This is a genomic window from Streptomyces aureus (assembly GCF_001418135.1).
Classification (GTDB): Bacteria; Actinomycetota; Actinomycetes; order Streptomycetales; family Streptomycetaceae; genus Streptomyces; species Streptomyces aureus_A.
The window spans coordinates 1-20,997 of record NZ_LIPQ01000038.1 but is presented as its reverse complement, the minus strand read 5'-3'; the positions used below and the strand labels follow the sequence as shown (position 1 = coordinate 20,997).

22 protein-coding genes are annotated in these 20,997 nt (G+C 71.0%); 14 read left to right on the top strand and 8 right to left on the bottom strand.

The features are described from left to right. Positions 1–2 precede the first annotated feature (2 nt). A complete protein-coding gene (locus AOK00_RS04490) occupies positions 3–362 on the bottom strand; it encodes an NADH-quinone oxidoreductase subunit A (RefSeq protein WP_019888619.1) in 360 nt (119 codons plus the stop codon). Between the two features lie 670 nt (positions 363–1,032). On the opposite strand from AOK00_RS04490, the gene AOK00_RS04485 reads away from it, so the two are divergent. Beyond that, positions 1,033–1,923, top strand: coding sequence for a C40 family peptidase (locus AOK00_RS04485; protein WP_055599005.1), 891 nt, complete (start codon positions 1,033–1,035; stop codon positions 1,921–1,923). Positions 1,924–2,024: 101 nt separating this feature from the next. Here AOK00_RS04485 and AOK00_RS04480 read toward each other — a convergent pair whose 3' ends face one another. Beyond that, complete coding sequence (locus AOK00_RS04480) at positions 2,025–2,948, bottom strand: NAD(P)-dependent oxidoreductase (protein WP_079041837.1); 924 nt, start codon at positions 2,946–2,948, stop codon at positions 2,025–2,027. An 85-nt stretch (positions 2,949–3,033) separates the two neighbouring features. Here AOK00_RS04480 and AOK00_RS04475 point away from each other — a divergent pair, with 85 nt between their 5' ends. Continuing rightward, entirely contained in the window at positions 3,034–4,029 is a 996-nt protein-coding gene (locus AOK00_RS04475; protein ID WP_055599004.1) for a GlxA family transcriptional regulator, read from the top strand. Here the strand turns inward: AOK00_RS04475 and AOK00_RS04470 are convergent. Then, complete coding sequence (locus AOK00_RS04470) at positions 3,995–5,281, bottom strand: geranylgeranyl reductase family protein (RefSeq protein WP_055599003.1); 1,287 nt, start codon at positions 5,279–5,281, stop codon at positions 3,995–3,997. The genes AOK00_RS04475 and AOK00_RS04470 overlap by 35 nt on opposite strands. Positions 5,282–5,447: 166 nt before the next feature. Then, on the bottom strand, positions 5,448–6,143 hold the full coding sequence (locus AOK00_RS04465) for a demethylmenaquinone methyltransferase (RefSeq protein WP_055599002.1): 696 nt from the start codon (positions 6,141–6,143) through the stop codon (positions 5,448–5,450). Between the two features lie 244 nt (positions 6,144–6,387). Between AOK00_RS04465 and AOK00_RS04460 the strand changes: the two genes are divergently transcribed. Further along, positions 6,388–6,918, top strand: a complete 531-nt coding sequence (locus tag AOK00_RS04460) for a SigE family RNA polymerase sigma factor (protein WP_055599026.1) — start codon at positions 6,388–6,390, stop codon at positions 6,916–6,918. Positions 6,919–6,926: 8 nt separating this feature from the next. After that, a complete protein-coding gene (locus tag AOK00_RS04455; protein ID WP_055599001.1) occupies positions 6,927–7,754 on the top strand; it encodes a hypothetical protein in 828 nt (275 codons plus the stop codon). 38 nt (positions 7,755–7,792) lie between these two features. Here AOK00_RS04455 and AOK00_RS04450 read toward each other — a convergent pair whose 3' ends face one another. The 3 genes from AOK00_RS04450 to AOK00_RS04440 form a co-directional block, all read right to left on the bottom strand. Then, positions 7,793–8,392, bottom strand: a complete 600-nt coding sequence (locus AOK00_RS04450) for an imidazolonepropionase-like domain-containing protein (RefSeq protein ID WP_055599000.1) — start codon at positions 8,390–8,392, stop codon at positions 7,793–7,795. Positions 8,393–8,399: 7 nt separating this feature from the next. Further along, a complete protein-coding gene (mqnC, locus tag AOK00_RS04445; RefSeq protein WP_055598999.1) occupies positions 8,400–9,599 on the bottom strand; it encodes a cyclic dehypoxanthinyl futalosine synthase in 1,200 nt (399 codons plus the stop codon). A gap of 287 nt (positions 9,600–9,886) precedes the next feature. After that, positions 9,887–10,759 carry a menaquinone biosynthetic enzyme MqnA/MqnD family protein gene (locus tag AOK00_RS04440; RefSeq protein WP_055598998.1) on the bottom strand — a complete coding sequence of 291 codons (873 nt, stop codon included), beginning with the start codon at positions 10,757–10,759 and terminating at the stop codon, positions 9,887–9,889. A 261-nt stretch (positions 10,760–11,020) separates the two neighbouring features. Here AOK00_RS04440 and AOK00_RS04435 point away from each other — a divergent pair, with 261 nt between their 5' ends. After that, entirely contained in the window at positions 11,021–11,224 is a 204-nt protein-coding gene (locus tag AOK00_RS04435) for a cold-shock protein (protein ID WP_015035453.1), read from the top strand. A 151-nt stretch (positions 11,225–11,375) separates the two neighbouring features. Here the strand turns inward: AOK00_RS04435 and AOK00_RS04430 are convergent, their stop codons facing one another. Next, positions 11,376–12,212, bottom strand: coding sequence for a M23 family metallopeptidase (locus AOK00_RS04430; RefSeq protein ID WP_055598997.1), 837 nt, complete (start codon positions 12,210–12,212; stop codon positions 11,376–11,378). 152 nt (positions 12,213–12,364) lie between these two features. Between AOK00_RS04430 and AOK00_RS04425 the strand changes: the two genes are divergently transcribed. From AOK00_RS04425 to AOK00_RS04385, 9 genes are all read left to right on the top strand, one after another. Beyond that, on the top strand, positions 12,365–12,766 hold the full coding sequence (locus tag AOK00_RS04425; RefSeq protein WP_030318865.1) for a DUF1992 domain-containing protein: 402 nt from the start codon (positions 12,365–12,367) through the stop codon (positions 12,764–12,766). An 87-nt stretch (positions 12,767–12,853) separates the two neighbouring features. Then, positions 12,854–13,360 (top strand): mycothiol transferase, encoded by a 507-nt coding sequence (locus tag AOK00_RS04420; RefSeq protein WP_055599025.1) that lies wholly within the window; start codon positions 12,854–12,856, stop codon positions 13,358–13,360. Positions 13,361–13,455: 95 nt separating this feature from the next. After that, positions 13,456–15,684: an FG-GAP repeat domain-containing protein gene (locus tag AOK00_RS04415; protein WP_055598996.1), complete on the top strand. Its 2,229-nt coding sequence runs from the start codon at positions 13,456–13,458 to the stop codon at positions 15,682–15,684. Positions 15,685–15,802: 118 nt separating this feature from the next. Then, complete coding sequence (locus tag AOK00_RS04410; RefSeq protein WP_055598995.1) at positions 15,803–18,040, top strand: FG-GAP repeat domain-containing protein; 2,238 nt, start codon at positions 15,803–15,805, stop codon at positions 18,038–18,040. A 123-nt stretch (positions 18,041–18,163) separates the two neighbouring features. Continuing rightward, positions 18,164–18,637 carry a hypothetical protein gene (locus AOK00_RS04405; protein ID WP_055598994.1) on the top strand — a complete coding sequence of 158 codons (474 nt, stop codon included), beginning with the start codon at positions 18,164–18,166 and terminating at the stop codon, positions 18,635–18,637. 93 nt (positions 18,638–18,730) lie between these two features. Then, positions 18,731–19,159, top strand: a complete 429-nt coding sequence (locus AOK00_RS04400) for a hypothetical protein (RefSeq protein ID WP_055598993.1) — start codon at positions 18,731–18,733, stop codon at positions 19,157–19,159. Positions 19,160–19,279: 120 nt separating this feature from the next. After that, positions 19,280–19,786, top strand: coding sequence for a DinB family protein (locus tag AOK00_RS04395; protein ID WP_055598992.1), 507 nt, complete (start codon positions 19,280–19,282; stop codon positions 19,784–19,786). A gap of 10 nt (positions 19,787–19,796) precedes the next feature. Continuing rightward, positions 19,797–20,417 carry an HAD family hydrolase gene (locus tag AOK00_RS04390; RefSeq protein ID WP_055598991.1) on the top strand — a complete coding sequence of 207 codons (621 nt, stop codon included), beginning with the start codon at positions 19,797–19,799 and terminating at the stop codon, positions 20,415–20,417. Between the two features lie 77 nt (positions 20,418–20,494). Beyond that, positions 20,495–20,997, top strand: a 503-nt coding sequence (locus AOK00_RS04385) for a DinB family protein (protein ID WP_055598990.1), incomplete at its 3' end; no start/stop codon positions are given.

The following is a 20,997-nucleotide window of genomic DNA, read 5'->3' as shown; positions in this document are numbered from 1 at the left end:
CCTCAGTCCCATTCCAGGCCGCCGCGACGCCACACATACGCGTAGGCGACGAAGACGGTGAGCACGAAGAGCAGCATCTCCACGAGCCCGAAAAGCCCCAGGGCGTCGAAGGTGACCGCCCAGGGGTAGAGGAAGACGATCTCGATGTCGAAGACGATGAAGAGCATCGCCGTCAGGTAGTACTTGATCGGGAAGCGGCCGCCTCCGGCGGGAGTGGGTGTCGGCTCGATGCCGCACTCGTACGCCTCAAGCTTTGCCCTGTTGTACCGCTTTGGCCCGATAAGCGTGGCCATGACCACGGAGAAGATCGCAAACCCCGCACCCAGGGCACCGAGCACGAGGACGGGCGCGTACGCATTCACGCTCCTCGCTCCTTCCAGTCGTCCTTGACCGTTGGACCGCACGGCCGGACCGTGAAAGATCGCCCCCATGTGAGGCAGTTCACAAGCCCGGCTGCCCCGCATCTTATGCCCGCCCCTCTGTGATCTGCGACACGGGGTGCACCAACGACTTTGTGATCTCCACCACCTGACGAAGGATCATGAAGTCGGATGAGCGGTGATCTTGTTGCGCGAAGCGCCCAGGTGATCACCAGATGTGACATCCGGACCGGAAATCGCTGATCGGAAGGGGTGTCGCACTATCAAGCGATGGTCACTACAGGCAAATTGGCGGTGGACGCGTCCGGGTGATAAAGGAAGCGCCTGTCGCCCGGTCGGGGGGTCCGCCGTACGGCGGTGGACGCGTGCACCCGTTCACGAGCGTTCATGAGACGGAACTGTGACCTGTGCCACATCTCGAAGGCTCCAAAAACATGGGGCTTGGCCACATGCGTCAAGAGGTGGTAAGCGTCGGGCAATTCGGGCGTTTCATTGAAAACCCGTGATCAAGGGCCAGATGAGCCGTGCCCGATTTGCCCGTTACGGCGTCAATAAGGGCGCCACGGAAGCGGATTAGGAGATTCCGAACGTAACTGTGGCGCAACCCACGTTTCTTGAAGGGAACCGTGAAGCCCTGATAGCGGTTGTCCTCATGTCCCACACCGCTCACATACCCAGCCACCGGAAGCCCCGCCGCAGCGCCTCGAAGCTCGCGCTGCGAGCCGGAGTTGCCGGTGGCGTCCTCGGCACCATCGCGGTGGCCGGTGCTGCCGGGCCGGCGAATGCCGAGCCGGTGACCGAGACCATCGAAATGCCCACCCTGGGCTCGCTCGAGACCGGCACCGGTCTCGCCTCCGCCGTCGCCGCCTCCGCCGAGGCCTCCCAGCAGGAGGCGCTCGACCAGAGCCTCCAGACGCAGGAGAACCTGGCGCTGCAGAAGGCCGCCCAGGAGGCCAAGAAGGCCAAGGCCGAGGCCGACCGCAAGGCCGCCGCCGAGAAGGCCGAGAAGGCCCGTCTCAAGGCCGAGGCCGAGGCCAAGGCCGAGCAGGAGCGCAAGGAAGCCCAGGAGCGCGCCTCCCGCACCAGCGAGCGCACCCAGCTCGCCGCCACGTCCGCGAGCGACAACTCCTCGGACTCCGGCTCCTCCAGCGGCTCCTCGGCCGGCGAGAGCCAGACGCAGGCCCCCTCCGGCTCCGCCGCCGCGATCGTGGCCTTCGCCCGCGCCCAGATCGGCGACTCGTACGTCACCGGCGGCACCGGCCCCAACTCCTGGGACTGCTCCGGCCTCGTCCAGGCCGCCTACCGCCAGGCCGGCATCGACCTGCCCCGCATCTCGTACGACCAGTCGAGCATGGGCACCTCCGTCTCCCTGAGCAACCTCCAGCCGGGCGACATCCTGTACTGGGGCAGCCGCAGCGGCTCGTACCACGTCGCGATCTACGTGGGCGGCGGCAAGTACGTCGGCGCGCAGAACTCGTCGACCGGTGTCGTCGAGCGCTCCCTGGACTGGGACATGCCCTCCGGCGCGGTCCGTCTCCTCTGACCGGCCCGCACCTCGCGGCACACGGAAAGCCGTCACTCCTCGGGGGAGTGACGGCTTTTCCCTGTTCGGTCCCTGACGGACCCCGACCCGCCCCGCACGTCCTACTTGCGGAAGTTCTCGATGATCCGGGCGTAACTGTCCCCTCCGTGACCCGCCTCGACCGCCGCGCGCATCAGGTCCAGGTGCAGCTCCGGCAGCCGGTTGTCGATGCCCCGCGCCTCCCCCGCGTGCAGCAGGTGCCCGATCGTCGTCACCTGGACGTCGATCGTGGCGTCGTCGCCCGGGTACCTCCCCTCGTCGATCTGCTCGGCGTACCCCGTCATGAACCAGGAGACCGTCTTCAGCCAGCGGGTCGCCACCGCCGTGAAGTCCCGCGCCGGCACCCCGTCCGCGCCCGCGAGGGCGGTCGCGTGCAGCCAGCCGCCGAAGACGGACCACATGAGGCCGAGCAGCCCCGCGTCGTAGAGCGAGGCGAGCCCCGCGTCCGCGCCGAGGTCCACCGGGTCGCCGAGGACGGCGAGCGTCGCGCGGTGCGCGGCGAGCAGCTCGGGCGAGCCCGAGTAGAGGAACATGTTGGCGCTGTCGCCGACCCCCGGTGGGGTCGTCATGACGGCGCCGTCGAGGTAGCCGATGCCGTGCTCGGCGGCCCACTCCGCCTCCGCGCGGGCCTGCTCGGGCGATCCTGAGGTGAGGTTGACCAGGACGCGGCCCCGCAGCGAGTCGGTCACGGGGGCGAGGAGTCCGCGTACGGCCGGGTAGTCGAGGACGCAGACCACGACGAGCTCGCTCGCGGCGACGGCCTCCGCGACGGAGGCGGCGCGGACGGCGCCCCGGGCGACGAGGGCCTCGGCCTTCCCGGGGGTGCGGTTCCAGACGGTGGTGCGGTGACCGGCGGTGAGGAAGGCACCGGCGAGGGCGGAGCCCATCTGGCCGAGACCGATGACCGTGATGCTCTGTGCGCCGGCGTGCTGTGCGTTCGCGTTCTGTGCGTCGGTGTTCTGTGCGTCGGTGTTCTGTGCGTTCATGGAAACCACGCTCGCAGCGGCGGAATCCGGACGACAGTGGCAGGACCGACGCCGACCGCACGATTCCTGCCGTACGGTCGGCAGCATGAACCCAGGGGTCGTCGCCATCGCCGTCGTACCGGACCGGCGGATCGGAACGTCGATGTGGGAGCTGTACGAACTCTCCCTGGCATGCGGTGTCTTCGGCATCCCGCATCCTGACCTCGCCGACCCCTGGTACGAGCTGCGGCTGTGCGGGGACTCCGGCGAGGGCGGCGTCTTCTCCGTGCGGACCGACCACGGTCTCGACGGGCTCGTGGGCGCGGACACCGTCATCGTGCCGTCCGTTCCCGACGCGGTCGTGGAGGACGGCGAGGAGGTGCCGGCCGAGCTGGTCGAGGCGCTGCGCGCGGCCGCCGCGTCCGGCGCCCGGATGGTGTCGCTGTGCACCGGCGCCTTCGCGCTCGCCGCCGCCGGCATCCTCGACGGCCGCCGGGCCACCGCGCACTGGCAGCACAGCGCGCAACTGGCAGCCCGCCACCCCGAGGTGATCGTGGACGACTCGGTCCTCTACACGGACGAGGAGTCCGTCCTGACCAGTGCCGGAGCCACCGCCGCGCTCGACCTCTGCCTGCACCTGGTGCGCACCGACCTCGGGGCGACCGTCGCCGGGCAGCTCGCCCGCCGTCTCGTCGTCCCGGCCCACCGTCCCGGCGGCCAGGCCCAGTTCATCGAGGCGCCGCTCCCGCCGAGCGACGACGACAGCCTGGGGCCCGTACTGCAGTGGGCGACCGAGCACCTGGCCGAGCCGCTGACCGTGGAGGAGCTGGCCCGGCGGGCCCGGATGAGCCCGCGCACCTTCCACCGGCGGGTGCGCGAGGAGTACGGCACCACCCCGCTGCAGTGGCTGCTCCAGCAGCGGGTGGCCCGCGCCCAGACCCTGCTGGAGTCGACCGACCTGCCCGTGGAGCTGGTCGGCGACCACAGCGGGCTGGGCTCGGCGGCCAATCTGCGCCGCCACTTCACCCGTGCCGTCGGGGTGTCCCCGTCCGGCTACCGGCAGTCGTTCAGGCCTTCGGGGCCACCTTCGAGAGTCCGTTGATGATGCGGTCCATGGCGTCGCCGCCCGACGGGTCGGTCAGGTTCGCCAGCATCTTCAGCGTGAACTTCATGAGGAGCGGGTGGGTCAGGCCGCGCTGGGTCGCGATCTTCATGACCTTCGGGTTGCCGATGAGCTTCACGAAGGCGCGGCCGAGCGTGTAGTAGCCGCCGTAGGTGTCCTTGAGGACCTGCGGGTAGTTCCGCAGGGCGAGCTCGCGCTGGGCGGGGGTCGCGCGGGCGTGTGCCTGGACGATGACGTCGGCCGCGATCTGGCCGGACTCCATGGCGTACGCGATGCCCTCGCCGTTGAACGGGTTGACGAGGCCGCCGGCGTCACCGACGAGCAGCAGGCCCTTGGTGTAGTGCGGCTGGCGGTTGAAGGCCATCGGGAGGGCGGCGCCGCGGATCGGCATCGTCATGTTCTCGGGGGTGAAGCCCCAGTCCTCCGGCATCGAGGCGCACCAGGCCTTGAGGACCTCGCGCCAGTCCAGCTCGCGGAAGGCCTTCGAGGAGTTGAGGATGCCGAGGCCGACGTTGGACGTGCCGTCGCCCATGCCGAAGATCCAGCCGTAGCCGGGCAGGAGCCGGTCCTGCGGGCCGCGCCGGTCCCACAGCTCCAGCCAGGACTCCAGGTAGTCGTCGTCGTGCCGGGGCGAGGTGAAGTACGTGCGGACGGCGACACCCATCGGACGGTCCTCGCGCCGGTGCAGACCCATCGCCAGGGAGATCCGGGTGGAGTTGCCGTCGGCGGCGACGACGAGCGGGGCGTGGAAGGTGACCTCGCGCTTCTCCTCGCCGAGCTTGGCGTGGACGCCGGTGATCCGGCCCGTGCGGTCGTCGATGATCGGGGCGCCGACGTTGCAGCGCTCGTAGAGGCGCGCGCCGGCCTTCTGGGCCTGGCGGGCCAGCTGCTCGTCGAAGTCGTCGCGCTTGCGGACGAGTCCGTAGTCCGGGTACGAGGCGAGTTCCGGCCAGTCGAGCTCCAGGCGGACGCCGCCGCCGATGATCCGCAGGCCCTTGTTCCGCAGCCAGCCGGCCTCTTCGGAGATGTCGATGCCCATGGAGACGAGCTGCTTGGTGGCGCGGGGGGTGAGGCCGTCACCGCAGACCTTCTCGCGCGGGAACGCGGTCTTCTCCAGGAGGAGGACGTCCAGTCCGGCCTTGGCGAGGTAGTACGCGGTGGTGGATCCGGCCGGGCCTGCCCCGACGACGATGACGTCCGCGCTGTGCTCGGAGAGGGGCTGCTCGGTCACGGCGGGTTCTCCCGAAGACTCGACGGTAGGGGTACGTAGGTACCCGGGCAGTCTATGGGGGCGGGTCACGGGCTGTCCGGAGGGCCACCCGGGGCGCGGAAGGAGCCGGCCGGGCGTGGAGGGGTCAGCCCGGACGCGGAGAGGGCAGCCCGGAACGCGGAGAGGGTCAGGCGGGCTTGAAGCCCCGGTGGAGGGCGACGATGCCACCGGTCAGGTTCCGCCAGGCCACCCGCGACCAGCCGGCCTTCTGGAGCATGCCCGCCAGGGTCGGCTGGTCGGGCCAGGAGCGGATCGACTCGGCCAGGTACACGTACGCGTCCGGGTTCGAGGAGACCGCACGGGCCACCGGCGGCAGCGCGCGCATCAGGTACTCCTCGTACACCGTGCGGAACGGCGCCCAGGTGGCGTGCGAGAACTCGCTGATGACGACCCGGCCACCGGGCTTCGTCACGCGGTACATCTCGCGCAGCGCCTGCTCGGTGTCCTGGATGTTCCGCAGGCCGAAGGAGATGGTGACCGCGTCGAACACGTCGTCGCGGAACGGCAGCCTCGTGCCGTCGCCGGCCGTGAACGGCATCCACGGGTGGTTCTTCTTGCCGACCCGGAGCATTCCGAGCGAGAAGTCGCAGGGCACGACGTACGCGCCCGCGCGGGCGAAGGGCTGCGAGGATGTGGCCGTGCCGGCGGCCAGGTCCAGCACCTTCTGCGCGGGGCGCGCGTCGACCGCCTTCGCGACCTCCTTGCGCCAGCGCCGGTCCTGGCCCAGGGAGAGCACGTCGTTCGTGAGGTCGTAGTTCGCCGCCACGTCGTCGAACATCGAGGCGACTTCGTGCGGCTGCTTGTCCAGGGAAGCTCGGGTCACCCGGCCATTGTGGCAGCCGCCGGATTCCGTCCTCGTACCGCTTCAACCTTTTGGGCCCGGCCGCTCTCAAGGATGGGTGAGTGCATGACAGCGGCCGGCACACGCCGGCGAGGAAGGCAGGGGTGCGATGGCGGTACCGACCGAAGTGAGACCCGGACCGACGACCTGGCCCGCAGCGGCATCAGGGCCCGGGTCGGCGGACGGCCCGGCCGGGGCGACAACCGGCGGAACGGCCGGCACGGCGATCGACGGAGCGGCCGGCAGCGCGGTCGACGGGACGGTCGCCGGGTTCGAGGACTTCGCGCGTGTCGCGCAGCAGCGGCTGTACCGCACGGCGTACCTGCTCTGCGGCGACCCCGAGACCGCCCGCGACCTGACCCAGACCACGCTGGCCAAGCTGTACCAGCACTGGCGGCGCGCGGGCACCGCCGATCATCCGCACGCGTACGCCAAGACGGTGCTCACCCGCACCTTCCTGAGCGAGCGACGGCGCGGACTGCGCGACCTGCTCGCGTTCACCCGGACCGGCGGCATGGCCCCTGCACCCGCCGCCGACCACACCGACCTGCGCGTCACCCTGCTCGCGGCGCTCGCCGAGCTGCCGCCACGAGCCCGCGCGATGGTCGTCCTGCGCTACTGGGACGACCAGAGCGTGGCCTCCGTGGCCTCGCTGCTGCGCTGCAGCGAGGCCACGGTCAAGAGCCAGTGCTCACGTTCGCTCGCCCGACTCCGCGTACGCCTGGGTGACGCCGGGCTCTACACCACAGGAAGCTGAGGCCCACCGTGGACGGCCACGACATCTCCCTGCTCCGCGACACCATGGACCGGACGACCGACGACCTTCCCCCGCTCCCCGACCTCGCCCCGCTCGCGGTGCGCGAGGGCCGCAGGCGACGGACGCGGGCCCGGCTCGCGATCGTCACGACCGCGTTCGGCGCGGTCACGGCCGGGGCACTCGGCCTCACCCTGCTGCCGGGGGCGAACACGGGGGTCGCGATGCCCGCCGTCGTACCGACGTCGACCGGCGCGACCCCGGGCCCCGCCCCGAGCACGCACTACCCCTCCGTCGTCGTCGAGGCGACCCCGGGCGTCACGCCGCCCGACAATCCCGACGGCCTGTCCGAGGCCGAGCGCGAGCGCCTCGCGGCCCACCAGCAGCGGGTGGCGGCCCTGCTCGACGACCTGCTCCCCGCGACCGTGACCGAGATCCGGCCGGTGAAGGACAACGGGCGCTGGTACCGGATCACCGCGGGCGGCGAGACCTTCCACACGACGGTGTCGGTACGGCCGACCGACGACCGCACCCTCGAACCCTGCTTGTCCGCGCCGGCGAGAAAGGTCACCTGCGAGGCCGTGACGTTCGACGGGAACCGTGCGGCGCAGCTGCGCTCGATGCCGGTCAACACCTCGGACACGATGGGGTCGTACGTGACCTTCCTGTACGGCGGGAGTCGCGTCACGCTCTCCGTCGAACCGGAGAACGTGTCGGCGCCGGTGACACCGCGACAGCTGCTGGCCGTCGCCGAGGACCCGCGCTTCCTCGCCCTCGTGCGGGACACGGACGAGAACCCGGTCGAGAAGAAGGCACCGCCCGCGATCCCGGGCGGATGAGCCGCGGAACGGCGCGGTAGCCCCCGGGCGGTGCGGAGCTACCGCTGCCGGAACACCAGCCGCCCGCCGATGACGGTGGCGACGCAGGTGGCCGCGCCGAGGCGGGCCAGGGAGCCCCGGTCCGGGACGTCGAAGACGGCGAAGCGGGCCGGGGCTCCCGGCGCCAGGGCCGGCAGGAGCACCAGCGGCACCGGCGAGAACGACGGCCCGCCGGGGAGCTTCTCCGGGCGGCGGCCGACGGCGAGACCGGCCCGGCGTACGGCGTCCACGGCGGCCCGGTCGCGCAGTTCGCCCGCGACGGCGACCGTCCCGTGGGCGAGCAGCCGCTGCACGCCACGGCGTGCGGAGGCGCCGCGGCGGGACGGGTCGGCCCGGAAGATCCGCTGCGCCCGCTCGCCGGTGATCGGCTCGGTGCCGAACCCCTCGGCCTCCCGGGGGTCCGGGTGGTACATGCCTTCGAGCAGCTCGGGGCCGAACGGGTTGAGGAGGCCGGGGGTGAGGATGCCGGGCCACCGCCTCACCCGGGCCTCGGGCCGGACGGCGGCCAGGTCGTCGAACGGGCCGACGGCGGCGATGCGGTCGCCGTCGACGAGGACGGCGGTCTCGGGCGACGCCTCGGCGACGTGGATGGTCAGCATGGGCGCGTCAGTTGGCGTCGAGGAGCTTCAGCTCGGGGTGTGCCGTGCCGCCCTCGATCGCCGTGGACGAGATGTGGGAGGCGACGCGCTCGTCGACCGGGTCGTTCGCCGGGTCGTCGTGGACGACGATGTGCTCGTACGTCGTGGTGCGCTGCGCCGGGACGCGGTCCGCCGTACGGATCATGTCGATCATCTCGCGCAGGTTGGAGCGGTGCTTGGCGCCGGCCGAGGAGACGACGTTCTCCTCCAGCATGATCGAGCCGAGGTCGTCCGCGCCGTAGTGCAGGGTGAGCTGGCCGATCTCCTTGCCCGTGGTGAGCCACGAGCCTTGGATGTGGGCGACGTTGTCGAGGAACAGCCGGCCGATGGCGATCATGCGCAGGTACTCGAGGAGCGTGGCCTGCGTGCGGCCCTTGAGGTGGTTGTTCTCGGGCTGGTACGTGTACGGGATGAAGGCCCGGAAGCCGCCCGTCCGGTCCTGCACGTCTCGGATCATCCGCAGGTGCTCGATCCGCTCGGCGTTGGTCTCGCCGGTGCCCATCAGCATGGTGGACGTCGACTCGACGCCGAGGCCGTGCGCGATCTCCATGATCTCCAGCCAGCGCTCGCCGCTCTCCTTCAGCGGGGCGATGGCCTTGCGCGGCCGCTCCGGCAGGAGCTCGGCGCCGGCGCCGGCGAAGGAGTCGAGGCCCGCCGCGTGGATGCGGGTGATGGCCTCCTCGACGGAGACCCCGCTGATCCGGGCCATGTGCTCGACCTCGGACGCGCCGAGGGAGTGGATGACCAGCTGCGGGAACTCGGCCTTGATGGCGGCGAAGTGCTTCTCGTAGTACTCGACGCCGTAGTCCGGGTGGTGGCCGCCCTGGAACATGATCTGGGTGCCGCCGAGCTCCACGGTCTCCGCGCAGCGGCGCAGGATGTCGTCGAGGTCGCGGGTCCAGCCCTTCTTCGTGTCCTTGGGGGCGGCGTAGAAGGCGCAGAACTTGCACGCCGTCACGCAGACGTTCGTGTAGTTGATGTTCCGCTCGATGATGTACGTCGCGATGTGCTCGGTCCCCGCGTACCGGCGGCGGCGCACGGCGTCGGCAGCGGAGCCGAGGGCGTGCAGGGGCGCCGAGCGGTAGAGGTCGAGCGCCTCCTCGGGGGTGATCCGGCCACCCGCGGCGGCGCGGTCGAGAACAGACTGGAGTTCGGCCTTCTCGGTCACCGGGTGTGTCCCTTTCGGAGGGGTTCTGTCGACCGAACCAGCCTACGCCAGCGCTCCTCACGGCTTCCGTCGGGTGGCGCGCGGGGGCGGGGCGGTAATACGGACGGTCCGGACATGGATAAAGGGGTGAATTACCGAACGGAGACGCGACGGCGAATTCCGGGAAGCCGACGGAAGGCCGGCGGGAGATCGGCAGAAGGCCGGCGGGAGATCCGCGGAAGACCGGCGGGAGATCCGCGGAAGACCGGCCGGAAGCCGAATGGGGAACCCGGAACGCGCGCGTGCCGCTAATCCCGCGCGGGCGGAAGCAGTTCGACGGTGACGTCCGCGGGGAAGCCGGTCGTGGGACCGGTGCGGCGGGCGAACTCGCGGACGCCGGCGAGCTGCTCGGGACCGAAGCGGAAGTCGAGCGTACGGAAGTACCGCTCCAGGAGTTCGGCGTCGAAGGTCTCCCAGCGGGCGGCCTGCTCGGCGACCTTGGCGACCTCCTCCAGGGAGAGGTCCCGGGAGGCGAGGAACGCCTGGTGCACCTCGTGGACGGTCTCCGGCTCGCGCGCCAGGAAGTCCTTGCGCGCCGCCCACACGGCGAAGACGAAGGGGAGGCCCGTCCAGTCCTTCCACATGAGACCGAGGTCGTGGACCTGGAGGCCGAGCCGGGGCGCGTCGTGCAGCGAGGCCCGGAGCGCGGCGTCGCCGATGAGGACGGCCGCCTCGGCCTCCTGCATCATCAGGCCCAGGTCAGGGGGGCAGGTGTAGTAGTCCGGCGTCACCCCGTACCGCTCGGCGAGGAGCAGCTGGGCGAGGCGTACGGAGGTGCGGGAGGTGGAGCCGAGCGCGACGCGCGCTCCGTCCAGCTCCTCCAGGGGCCGCTGCGAGACGATCACACACGACATGACGGGCCCGTCGCAGCCGACGGCGATGTCGGGGAGCGCGACCAGGTCCGACGCGTTGCGGAGGTACTCGACGAGGGTGATGGGGCCGATGTCCAGATCGCCCCGGACGAGCCGCTCGCTGAGCTTCTCGGGGGTGTCCTTGGTCAGCTCGAGGTCGAGGAGCGTTCCGGTCCTGGCCAGGCCCCAGTAGAGGGGGAGGCAGTTCAGGAACTGGATGTGCCCGACGCGGGGCCGGCTGCGCTGCTGGTCGTCGGTTGCATTGTCCACATCGTGAGGCTAGACCCGTCTCGTACCGTGGGCATCGCCGGGGCACGCGCGTCAGCACACGGAGCGAGATCAAACATGCGAGTGACGTGATCTTTCCCTCTACCGTCCCGGGCGACCTGCGTGCTACGCTCAACGCAAGTTGCAGTTTGGTTTCCCTTGCAGTACAGAGCCTGCGGAGCATGTGACCCGCAGGCTTTTGTAGTTTTCAGACTTGTTTGCAGGTTCTGGAGCAGGGCGACCCTTTGGCCCATAGGAGGGCTCATGGCTACCGGAACCGTGAAGTGGTTCAACGCTGAAAAGGGCTTCGGCTTCATCGCCCAGGACGGCGGCGGCCCGGATGTCTTCGTCCACTACTCCGCGATCAACGCGAACGGCTTCCGTTCGCTCGAGGAGAACCAGCTCGTGACCTTCGACGTCACGCAGGGCCCGAAGGGCCCGCAGGCGGAGAACGTCTCCCCGGCCTAAGGGCCTGGGTCGGCGACACGCACGACTAGAGCAGTACCCAAGGAGCCCCGCTCCGTGTCTTCGGGCACGAGCGGGGCTCCTGCCCTTCGAGGGGCCCGTTCCCGGGCCCCTCAGGACATTCCTCCGGGCTCCTCAGGGCCTGCCGGGCCCCTCAGCAGTTCGGGATCACGGTCCCGTTGTTGTCGCGGGCCTCGTCGTTGCCCCAGCGGGACAGGTAGTACGCGGAGACGTACGCCCCTCGCCCGTTCTTCCCGGCGTACACGGTGTCGAGGTCGGTCCTGAGCCACCAGTGGTTGTAGTTCCCGGCGGCGTCCCGGATCTCCTGGCCCCAGACCTTGCAGTAGACGTAGTTCGTGCCCTGGTTCAGGACGCCCTGGGGGGCGGTGGTGTTGGGCTGGGCGTAGCCGGTGGCGTTGGCGAAGGTGTCGACCCAGTACTTCCCGCCTCCCCCTCCCGAGCAGCCGTTGTCGCTGGTCAGGGACTTGGAGCCGTACGAGCCGGGGTAGGGCGCGAGGGAGGAGCCGTTGATCACGATCGACTGGCCGACGCCGTTGTAGAGCTGCTCGTAGTGGATGTGGGCGCCGGAGCTGTTGCCGGTGCTGCCGGTGGTGCCGATCTGCTGGCCCTGGGAGACCGCGGCGCCGTTGGCCACCGAGTACGCGTTCAGGTGGAAGTAGTACGTCTTCCAGCCGCCCCCGTGCTCGACGACGATGTAGTTGCCCGCGCCGGACGGCTGGGAGTAGCGGTACGCGGTGCCGGACGCCGAGGCCAGGACCGCGGTGCCGGCGGTCGTACCGCCGTCGGACCTGATGAAGTCGAGGGCCTGGCGGACCTCGGCCGAGTGGTGGCTGTACGTCCAGGTCTGGCCGCAGGGGAAGGGCGCCTTGAAGAGCGGCGCGGCCTGGGCGGGGGTGGTGGTGACGAGCGCGGTGAGCAGGCCCGCGACGAGCGCGAGCAGGGTGCCGAGGGGGGTGATCCGGGCACGCATGCGTCCTCCGGTACGTGGGGGTTGAGGGCCTGGGGACAAGGGTCGACGCGCGTTGACCGACAGGGAACGGACCACAGCGTGCCGGAAGATCGCGTCTCGCAGTAGACGGCGAAGACCACACCCGTACCGCGGTGCTTACGTAGTCTGGACACATGACCGAACGGAAGCCGCCCGGAGTCAGCTTCGAGTCGTTCGTGGACAAGCAGATCCGCGAGGCGTCGGAGCGTGGCGAGTTCAGCAGCCTGTCGGGGTTCGGGAAGCCGCTCCCCGACGACTCGGCCCCGTACGACGAGCTGTGGTGGATCAAGGGAAAGATGCACCGCGAGGGCGCGTCCGTACTCCCGCCCTCACTGGCCCTGCGCAAGGCGGCGGAGGACGCGGAGGAGGCGGTGGCCGCGGCGGTCTCGGAGAGCCAGGTCCGGCGGATCCTCGGCGAGATCAACACGAGGATCGCCGAGGCGCTGATCCGCCCGCCGGCCGGTCCGCCGCTGAACCTCAAGCCGTTCGACGTCGAGGCGACGGTCGAGCGGTGGCGGGCGGAACGGAGCTCGTGACCCCTGCTCAGCGGAGCCCGTAACGCCTGCTCAGCGGAGCTCGTAGCGCCTGCTCACTCGCGTCGAGAGGAGCCCCTCATGTCCCCCATGAACAGCGCCGGTCTGCTGGTCGACTCGTTCGGCCGGATCCAGGAGGCCGTCCACGAGGCCGTCGAGGGCCTCCCCGAGGACGAGCTCGCCGCCCGGGTCGATCCGGACGCCAACTCGATCGCCTGGCTCGTCTGGCACCTCACCCGGATCCAGGACGATCACCTCGCGGGCGCCTTCGACACGGACCAGCTGTGGGACACGGACGGCTGGCGGGACCGCTTCGGGCTGCCCTTCGGGAAGACGGCGACCGGTTACGGCCAGACGAGCGCCCAGGTGGGCAAGGTGCGCGCCCCGGCCGACCTGCTGCTCGGCTACTACGACGCGGTGCACGCACGGACCCTCGACCTGGTGCGGTCGGTGACGAACGCGGACCTCGACCGGGTCGTCGACAGCGCCTGGGACCCGCCGGTCACGCTCGGCGTGCGCCTGGTGTCGGTGATCGCGGAGGACCTCCAGCACGCGGGCCAGGCGGCGTTCGTACGGGGTGTCGTGGAGCGGCGGTAGAACGGGGCGGCCCGCGTACAACCATCGGTGTCGATCATGGGTCCAACCGAGGTGCGGCGACCGCCGCAGCCCGGTTGTTCTTGGGGGAATCCACCGTGCCGTACCGTTCGTCCACCCGTCTCCTCGCCGCCGTCACCGCCGTCGTGGCCGTCACGGCCGGCACCGCTCTGACGGCCGTACCCGCGACCGCCGCCCCGGTGACCGCCGTCCAGGCGCCCGCCCAGGCAGCCGCCGTGATCACCCTGCCCCACCCCACGGAGATGGTCAGCGCCGGCGCGACCGGCTACCTCACTCGTGTCATGTACCCGTCCGGCGCCGAGTACCGCTGGACCAACTACGCCGACGGCGCCACCAAGTCCCTGACCACGCCCCGCACCACCTTCATGGGCGCCCAGTCCGACATCGTCTTCTCCCGCAAGGACGGGGACGTCGTCTACTGGGTCCACGACATGACCAGGACCGACGACGGCTTCCGGTACGGCGTGTCCCACAACGACCAGCGCTACATGCTCCGCGGCATCGCCGGCGACACGCTCGTCATGTCACGCACCGACGAGGACACCGGCGTGCTCGACGTGGACCTGCTGAGCCGCGCCTCGGGCACCAACACCATCATCGACGTCCCCGCCGTCCCCGACAACGCCCGCATGGGCCGCGTCTGGGCAAGCACCCCCGGCGTCGCGCTCCTCCAGTACTCCACCGGCACCGGTGCGGAACTGCGCACCTTCCTCGTCGCCGTGGACACCGCCACCGGCCAGGCGGTGGACGGTCCGCGCCAGACGCACTCCGAGCAGAGCGGCGCCGACGCCTTCGTCTCCCGCACCCACTGGGCCTGGATCGAGCGCACCAACACCAACCGCGTCCAGCTGGTGACAACCGTCCGGGGCGTCGACGCCCCGGAGGTCACCACGGACCTCGGCCAGGCCTCGACCGGCGCCGGCATCGACGTCAACCTGGTGGGCAACTGGGTGACCACCGCCGAGCTCAACGGGGGCACCGCCCCCGTCACCTCGGCCCTCTTTCCGCTGACCGCCCGCTCCCTGGCCGACCCCCGCACCACGGTCAAGCTCCTCGACCACGTCTCCAGCACGGCCACCGCCCCCAACGGCGACCTCTACGCGCGCGGCGGCACGGTCGCCCAGGGCGAGGGCATCTACCACATCCTCCCCGGCGACAACGGCGTGCCGGTCGCCGCCCTGGTGGCCAGCACCGACGCCCCCACCGCGCTGGCCCTCACCTCCACCGACGTCCCGTCCACGGTCGACCTGGACAAGAACGGCGGCAAGGTCACGCTCCAGTGGCAGCTGTCCCGCGAGAACGCGGTCGGCAAGGTCACCCTGCGCCACGTCCGCACCGGCAAGACCGTGGAGTTCCCGTTCGGGAACCAGGCCGGGGTCCGCCGCGAGTGGCAGGGCACCCTGACCGACGGCGCCCTCGCCCCCAACGGCGACTACACCTGGCAGCTCGACGCCAAGCCGCTCAACGGCATCGGCCCGGACCTGAAGAAGACGGGCACCTTCAAGGTGACCCGCAAGGCGGGCCTGCACGACTACGACGACAACGGCGCCCCGGACCTGCTGTCCCGCGACGCCTCCGGCCGCCTGTGGCGCGACGAGGTCAGGAAGACCTCGTCCTCCACCGACTACTGGTCGCTGGAGAGCAAGCTCGTCGGTGCCGGGTGGAACGGCTACAACCAGATCGAGGCCGTCGGCAACGTCGCCGGTGCCCCCGCCCCCGACATGGTCGCGCGGGACGCCTCCGGCGTCCTCTGGCTGTACCTCGGCAAGGGCGACGGCACCTTCGCCGGACGGACCAGGATCGGCGCCGGCTGGAACGGCTACAACAAGATCACCGGCGGCAGCGACCTCAACGGCGACGGCTGGTCCGACCTGCTCGCCACCGACGCCTCCGGCGTCCTGTGGGCGTACCAGGGCACCGGCAGCTGGTCCGCGCCCTTCCGGGGCCGTACGAAGGTCGGCGGGGGCTGGGGCGGGATGAACCAGATCACCGCCGTCGGCGACGTCGCCGGTACGCCGCAGGGCGACCTCCTCGCCCGGGACACCGCCGGCGCGCTCTGGCTCTACCAGGGCGCCACCGGCTCCTCGTTCGCCACCCGGGTCAGGGTCGGCTCGGGCTGGAGCGCGTACACCCACCTCGTCGGCATGGGCGACGTGGACCGCGACGGACGCAACGACCTGTTCGCCTACGGCAGGAGCGGCTCGTTCGTCTACCGGGGCATGGGCGTCGCCGCGTCGCCGTTCGGCCCGCGCGAGTCCAGCTCCGTCTACCCGGCGACGCCGACTCCGCGCCACCCGATCGTCTGACCCGTCCGGCCGCCCGGACCGGACATCCGAAAGGCGGCGGGGCGGCCCGTCCGTGGCCGCACCGCCGCCCACCGCAGTCTCCCGAACTCGTCACCTCCGAGAGGAACGAAACATCCCCGTGAACCACAGACCCGTACTCCGGAGGCGGCAGGCCGCCGCCGTCTCGGCCGTGCTCGCCGTCGTCACCACCGCCGGACTGGCGACCCCGGCCCTGGCCGCCGCCCCGACCGCCCCCGTGCAGTCGGTCATGGGCCGCCAGGACGCGCCGCTCACGCTCCCGGACGGCTCGAAGCTCCTCAGCTCCGGTCGTACGGGCATGCTGAGCGTCACCGACGGGTCGAGCGTCGTCTACCGCTGGACGCGCTTCTCCGACGGCGTCACCACGACGCTCCCGGGCAGGCGTTGGGGAGCCCAGGGCACGGACACCGTCGCCTCGCAGGACGGTGCCGTGGTCACGCTCACCGACATGAGCGGGGCCGCGGAGCCCGTCGTGATCGACACCTCCGCCTTCAACACGGCCGCGACCCCGTACACCCTCAACCGGGTCATCGGCACCACCCTCCTCATGACGACGAGCGTGTCCGGCGTCCCGGCGTACCACCTGGTGTCCAAGGAGGAGGGCCGGGTCGTCGACCGCAAGGTCGCCCTGCCCGAGGGCGCAAGGCCCCTGCTGGCGTACACCAACGGCCCCGGCAGTTTCGTACTCCACTACAACCGCGTGGTCGGCGAGACCTGGACGAAGCACGTGGTCGTGGTGGACCCCGCCACCGGCGCGATCAGCCAGACGTACGACAGCCTGCCGTCCACCGTCACCCGCTCCACCATCCTGTCCCCCACCCACGTGGCCTGGACGGAGACCCCCGCAGGAGGCACCGCGACCCTCGCCGTCGCCCGCCGGGACGGCACGCACGTCGAGCGGACGACGCTGGACCCGCTCAGGAACGCGGACGGCATCATCCTCCACTCCGTCGGCGACTGGCTGACGTACAACCGGAACGGCGGCGGCACCGCCGGCTGGACCGACGCCATGCACCGGTTGACCGCCCGCTCACTGAAGACCGGCGACACGATCGGGCTGATGGACCACGTCCAGTCCAGCACCGTCGACCCGGACGGCAACCTGCTCGCCCTCGGCGGCACGGTCGAGCACGGCGAAGGCCTGTACCGCGTCGCCCCCGGCGCCGACGGCACCCCGGTCGCCACCCTGGTGACGAGCGCCGGCCGGCCCACCGCCCTCACCCTGACGAACGAGACCCTCCCGCCGGCCGGCGCCGTCGACTTCGACGCCAACGGCGGCGTCCTGAAGGCCTCGGGGAAGGTGAGCCGGTCCAACGCGAGGGTGGGCCTCAGCGTCACCCACGTCGCGTCCGGACTGGCAGGGGGCGCCGGCGACACCCTGGCCACGACGGTGACCGACTTCGCCCTCACCTGGAACGGCCTCTTCCACAACGGCGTCCCGGCCTACAACGGCGACTACACCTGGACGCTGACGGCAACACCCACCAACGGCATCGGCCCCGACGTCGTCCGCACCGGCACCTTCACCCTCACCCGCGCGCCGAAGGCCCACGACTTCGACGACAACGGCTCGCCGGACCTGCTCGCCCGGGACGGGCGGGGCCGCCTGCGCTCGTACGACATCACCCAGATCGAGGGTTCCTCCACGATCCGGCCGCTCGACCCGGTGAACCTCGGGACGGGCTGGTCCGGATACGACCGGATCACGGCCACCGGTGACATCGCCGGCACGACCGCCCCCGACCTCGTCGCCCGCGACAGGACCGGCGTCCTCTGGCTCCACCAGGGCAACGGCAAGGGCCTCGCCCCCCGGACGCGGATCGGCGCCGGCTGGCAGATCTACAACACGCTCACCGCCGGCTCCGACGTCACCGGCGACGGTCGCCCCGACCTCCTCGGCACCGACACCACCGGCGCCCTCTGGCTCTACAAGGCCACCGGCGACACCGCCTCGCCCTTCGCCAAGCGGGTGAGGATCGGCGGCGGCTGGGGCGTCTACAACCAGCTCACCGCCACCGGCAACATCGCCGGCGCCCCCGCCGGAGACCTCCTGGCCCGCGACACGACCGGCACCCTCTGGCTCTACCTCGGCAAGGGCGACGGCACCTTCGCGCCCCGCGTCAAGGTCGGCGGCGGCTGGAACGCGTACGTGAGCCTCGTCGGCGCGGGCGACGTGGACCGGGACGGCCGGAACGACCTGATCGCGTACAACGCGAACGGCGGCTTCTACAGCTCCCTCTACGTCTACAGGGGCACGGGCAACTGGAACGCCCCCTTCGGCACGCGCCGGGCCCCCTACAACCCCGGCCTGGGTGAGGGCTCGATCGACCTCTTCTGAACCGGTACGGTCGCCTGCTTCGCCTCCGTGGTCCGCCGCGGCCGTTTCCGTCATGCGTCACCCACACCCTATTATCGTCACCTTGACGGTAATAGGGTGGATCGCAACGGGGGAAGGGACTCCATGCACTGGATGTCCGAGGAGTACGCCTTCGACAGGTTCAGCTCCTCCATGCGGGGCCGCTTCAAAAGGGATGCGGGAGTCGTCACGGTCTACGCGACGACGGAGCGGATGACCCGGCCCCGGGGCGAACGACCGACCGGCATGACGGACCCGTACTACTGGGAACCCGCCGCCCGCATCGCACGGTTCGTAGGGACTCCGGACAGCACGCGCGTGCGGCGGTTCCGTGGCAACGCCTGGGCACGGATCACCCAAGAGGAGTCGAACCACGCCTACTGGGTGGCGGCCGAAGGCAGGGTCGACACCTCCACTCCCTCACGGGAGCCGGGCGACGACATCGAGCAGGAGATCCGGACCACCACCGACCACCTGCAGTGGGCGGAGAAGCCGGAGCACGAGCAGTGGGAGAGGGAGTTCGGCCTCCCGCGCCCCCCGGTGCGCGGCCTGGTGGTGGTCCGGCTGCACGTCACCTAGATCTACGGCGCGTTCCGCCCCGAGGACGAGCTGGACGAGTGGGTGGAGCCGACGTACTGGTGATGGGGCCGCGCCCCCAGGAAGGATGAGGGGATGGCGTCGATCATTACCGCTCTCCCGGCGGAGTTCTGGACCGTCCGGTACGAGGGCTCACGCTTCCCGGGCGCCGCCGCCGTGACCGCCCGGCCGGGACTCGCGGCCGGCGCCAACTGCCAGCTGTTCGCGTACGAGGTGCTCAGGCACTTCGGCCTGACGCCTCCGGAACTGCGCTCCTCCGAGCTGTGGAGCGACACCGAAGCCACGGTCCACGTGCCGGTCGCGCAGCCCCTGGACCTGGTCCTGTTCAACTCCACGGCCGGCGCGTACGGGGCTCATGTCGGCGTCCAGGTCGATGACGACGCGATCCTCCACCTGTGCGCCGAGGCCGGACGCCCGCTGGTGTGGGCAGCGGCGGACTTCGCGGCACGAGAGCGGTACGCCGTCCGGCTCGGCGCCAAGAGAGTCCTCCCCCGGCCTGCCTGAGACGTCCCCGGGCGGCCCGAGACGACCATGGGCCCGTCGTGGGCCGGCCGGCGGGGGACGAGGCGGCCCGCACGCAAAAACACATCGACAGGAACGCGGTGTTCGGAGACCCTTCGTGCGATGACCAGAATCGGCGACACTCCGTCCGCGTGGGACGAGCGCACCCAGCTCACCACGTTCCTCGACTACGCACGTGACACCGCCCGCGCCAAGTGCGAGGGCGCCTCCCCGGAGAACGCCCGCACGGCGCCTCTGCCGGGCTCACCCCTGATGACCCTGAGCGGAGTGGTCAACCACCTCCGCTGGGTCGAGTACTACTGGTTCCAGGTGGTCTTCCTCGGCGAAGAGGACAAGGGCCCCTGGACCGAGGAGGACCCCGACCGCGAGATGAGGATCGCGGTCGACCTCCCCCTCACGCAGCTGCTCGACGAATACGCCGAACAGAGCGCCCGCTACCGCGAACTCGTCGCCGGGACCGACCTGGACGCCCGGGCCGAGCGCACCATCCGCGACGGCCGCCACGTCGACCTCCGCTGGATCATCCTCCACCTCGTCGAGGAGACGGCCCGGCACAACGGCCATCTCGACATCCTGCGCGAGCTGGTCGACGGCACGACCGGCGCCTAGCACCAGGCGCATGACCAGCACGTTCGTTCTCTTCGACGTCGACGGCACCCTCATGGACGCCGGCGCCAACCAACGCCGCGTCTGGCACGAGTGGGCGGCGCGGTACGGGGTCGACGGCGACGAGGTGTACGCCGTCGCGCTCCGGACGCGGCCCGTCGAGACGTTCGCGGCCGTGGTCCCGGAGCGGGACCCGGGCGAGTGCCTCGCCCTGCTGCACGCGCTGGAGGACGAGGACGTCCGGACGGGCTCGTACGGGGCCTTCGACGGGGCCGCCGAGCTGCTCAACGCCCTTCCGGTGGACCGGTGGGCGCTCGTCACGTCGAACTACGAGCACCGGGTGCGGGGGCGGTTCGAGCGGACCGGTCTTCCGATGCCGGGGCTGATCGTTGACGCGGCGTCGGTGGTCGAGGGGAAGCCGTCCCCGGTGCCGTACCTGCTCGCGGCGGAGAAGCTGGGCGCGGACCCGGCGGACTGCCTGGTGATCGAGGACGCGCCGTCCGGCGTCCGCTCGGGCCTCGCGGCCGGGATGACGGTCTGGACGGTCAACACCGAGACCCCGCACCCCGAGGCCCATCGGCACTTCAGGTCCCTGGCGGAGGCCGCGCCGCACATCGTGGGTGCGCTGTCCTGAGGAAATGCCGGACGTCAAAGGGTCGTTGACGCCTTGCCCGCGTTTCGGGACGGTCGCCCCGAGCCCATGATGCGGGTATGAAGATTCCCGACCGACGGATCGAACTGTTCACCGGCGCCGAGAGCGAGCGCCGGTTCGGCGGCCCCGCGACCGGCGACGAGAAGACCATGCTCGTGGCCATGCTGGACGCCCAGAGGGCCACTTTGAAGCTGAAGTGCTCCGGACTGGGAGCGGAGTTGGCCGCGCGTTCCGTCCCCCCTTCGTCACTGTCCCTGCTCGGCCTCGTACGGCACCTCGCCGACGTCGAGCGCCGCTGGTTCCGGTCCGTGCTCGCCGGGCACGAGGTCGAGCTGCGCTTCTCCTCCGCCGAAGCCCCCGAGGGCGACTTCGACGGCTCCGGCCCCGAACCCGAGGTCGTCGCGGAGTCCTGGGAGGCCTGGGAGGCCGAAGTCGCCTTCGCGGAGAGCCTCGTGACCGAGGCTCCGCACCTCGACGTGGAGGGGCACGACTCGTGGCGGGGAACGGTCTCACTGCGCTGGGTGCTGATCCACATGATCGAGGAGTACGCCCGCCACAACGG

Coding starts and splice junctions, on each gene's coding strand:
- AOK00_RS04405 (WP_055598994.1), top strand. CDS start 18,164: ATGCACTGGATGTCCGAGGAGTACGCCTTCGACAGGTTCAGCTCCTCC.
- AOK00_RS04450 (WP_055599000.1), bottom strand. CDS start 8,392: ATGCTGACCATCCACGTCGCCGAGGCGTCGCCCGAGACCGCCGTCCTC.
- AOK00_RS04480 (WP_079041837.1), bottom strand. CDS start 2,948: ATGAACGCACAGAACACCGACGCACAGAACACCGACGCACAGAACGCG.
- AOK00_RS04435 (WP_015035453.1), top strand. CDS start 11,021: ATGGCTACCGGAACCGTGAAGTGGTTCAACGCTGAAAAGGGCTTCGGC.
- AOK00_RS04475 (WP_055599004.1), top strand. CDS start 3,034: ATGAACCCAGGGGTCGTCGCCATCGCCGTCGTACCGGACCGGCGGATC.
- AOK00_RS04430 (WP_055598997.1), bottom strand. CDS start 12,212: ATGCGTGCCCGGATCACCCCCCTCGGCACCCTGCTCGCGCTCGTCGCG.
- AOK00_RS04390 (WP_055598991.1), top strand. CDS start 19,797: ATGACCAGCACGTTCGTTCTCTTCGACGTCGACGGCACCCTCATGGAC.
- AOK00_RS04485 (WP_055599005.1), top strand. CDS start 1,033: ATGTCCCACACCGCTCACATACCCAGCCACCGGAAGCCCCGCCGCAGC.
- AOK00_RS04400 (WP_055598993.1), top strand. CDS start 18,731: ATGGCGTCGATCATTACCGCTCTCCCGGCGGAGTTCTGGACCGTCCGG.
- AOK00_RS04395 (WP_055598992.1), top strand. CDS start 19,280: ATGACCAGAATCGGCGACACTCCGTCCGCGTGGGACGAGCGCACCCAG.
- AOK00_RS04420 (WP_055599025.1), top strand. CDS start 12,854: ATGAACAGCGCCGGTCTGCTGGTCGACTCGTTCGGCCGGATCCAGGAG.
- AOK00_RS04425 (WP_030318865.1), top strand. CDS start 12,365: ATGACCGAACGGAAGCCGCCCGGAGTCAGCTTCGAGTCGTTCGTGGAC.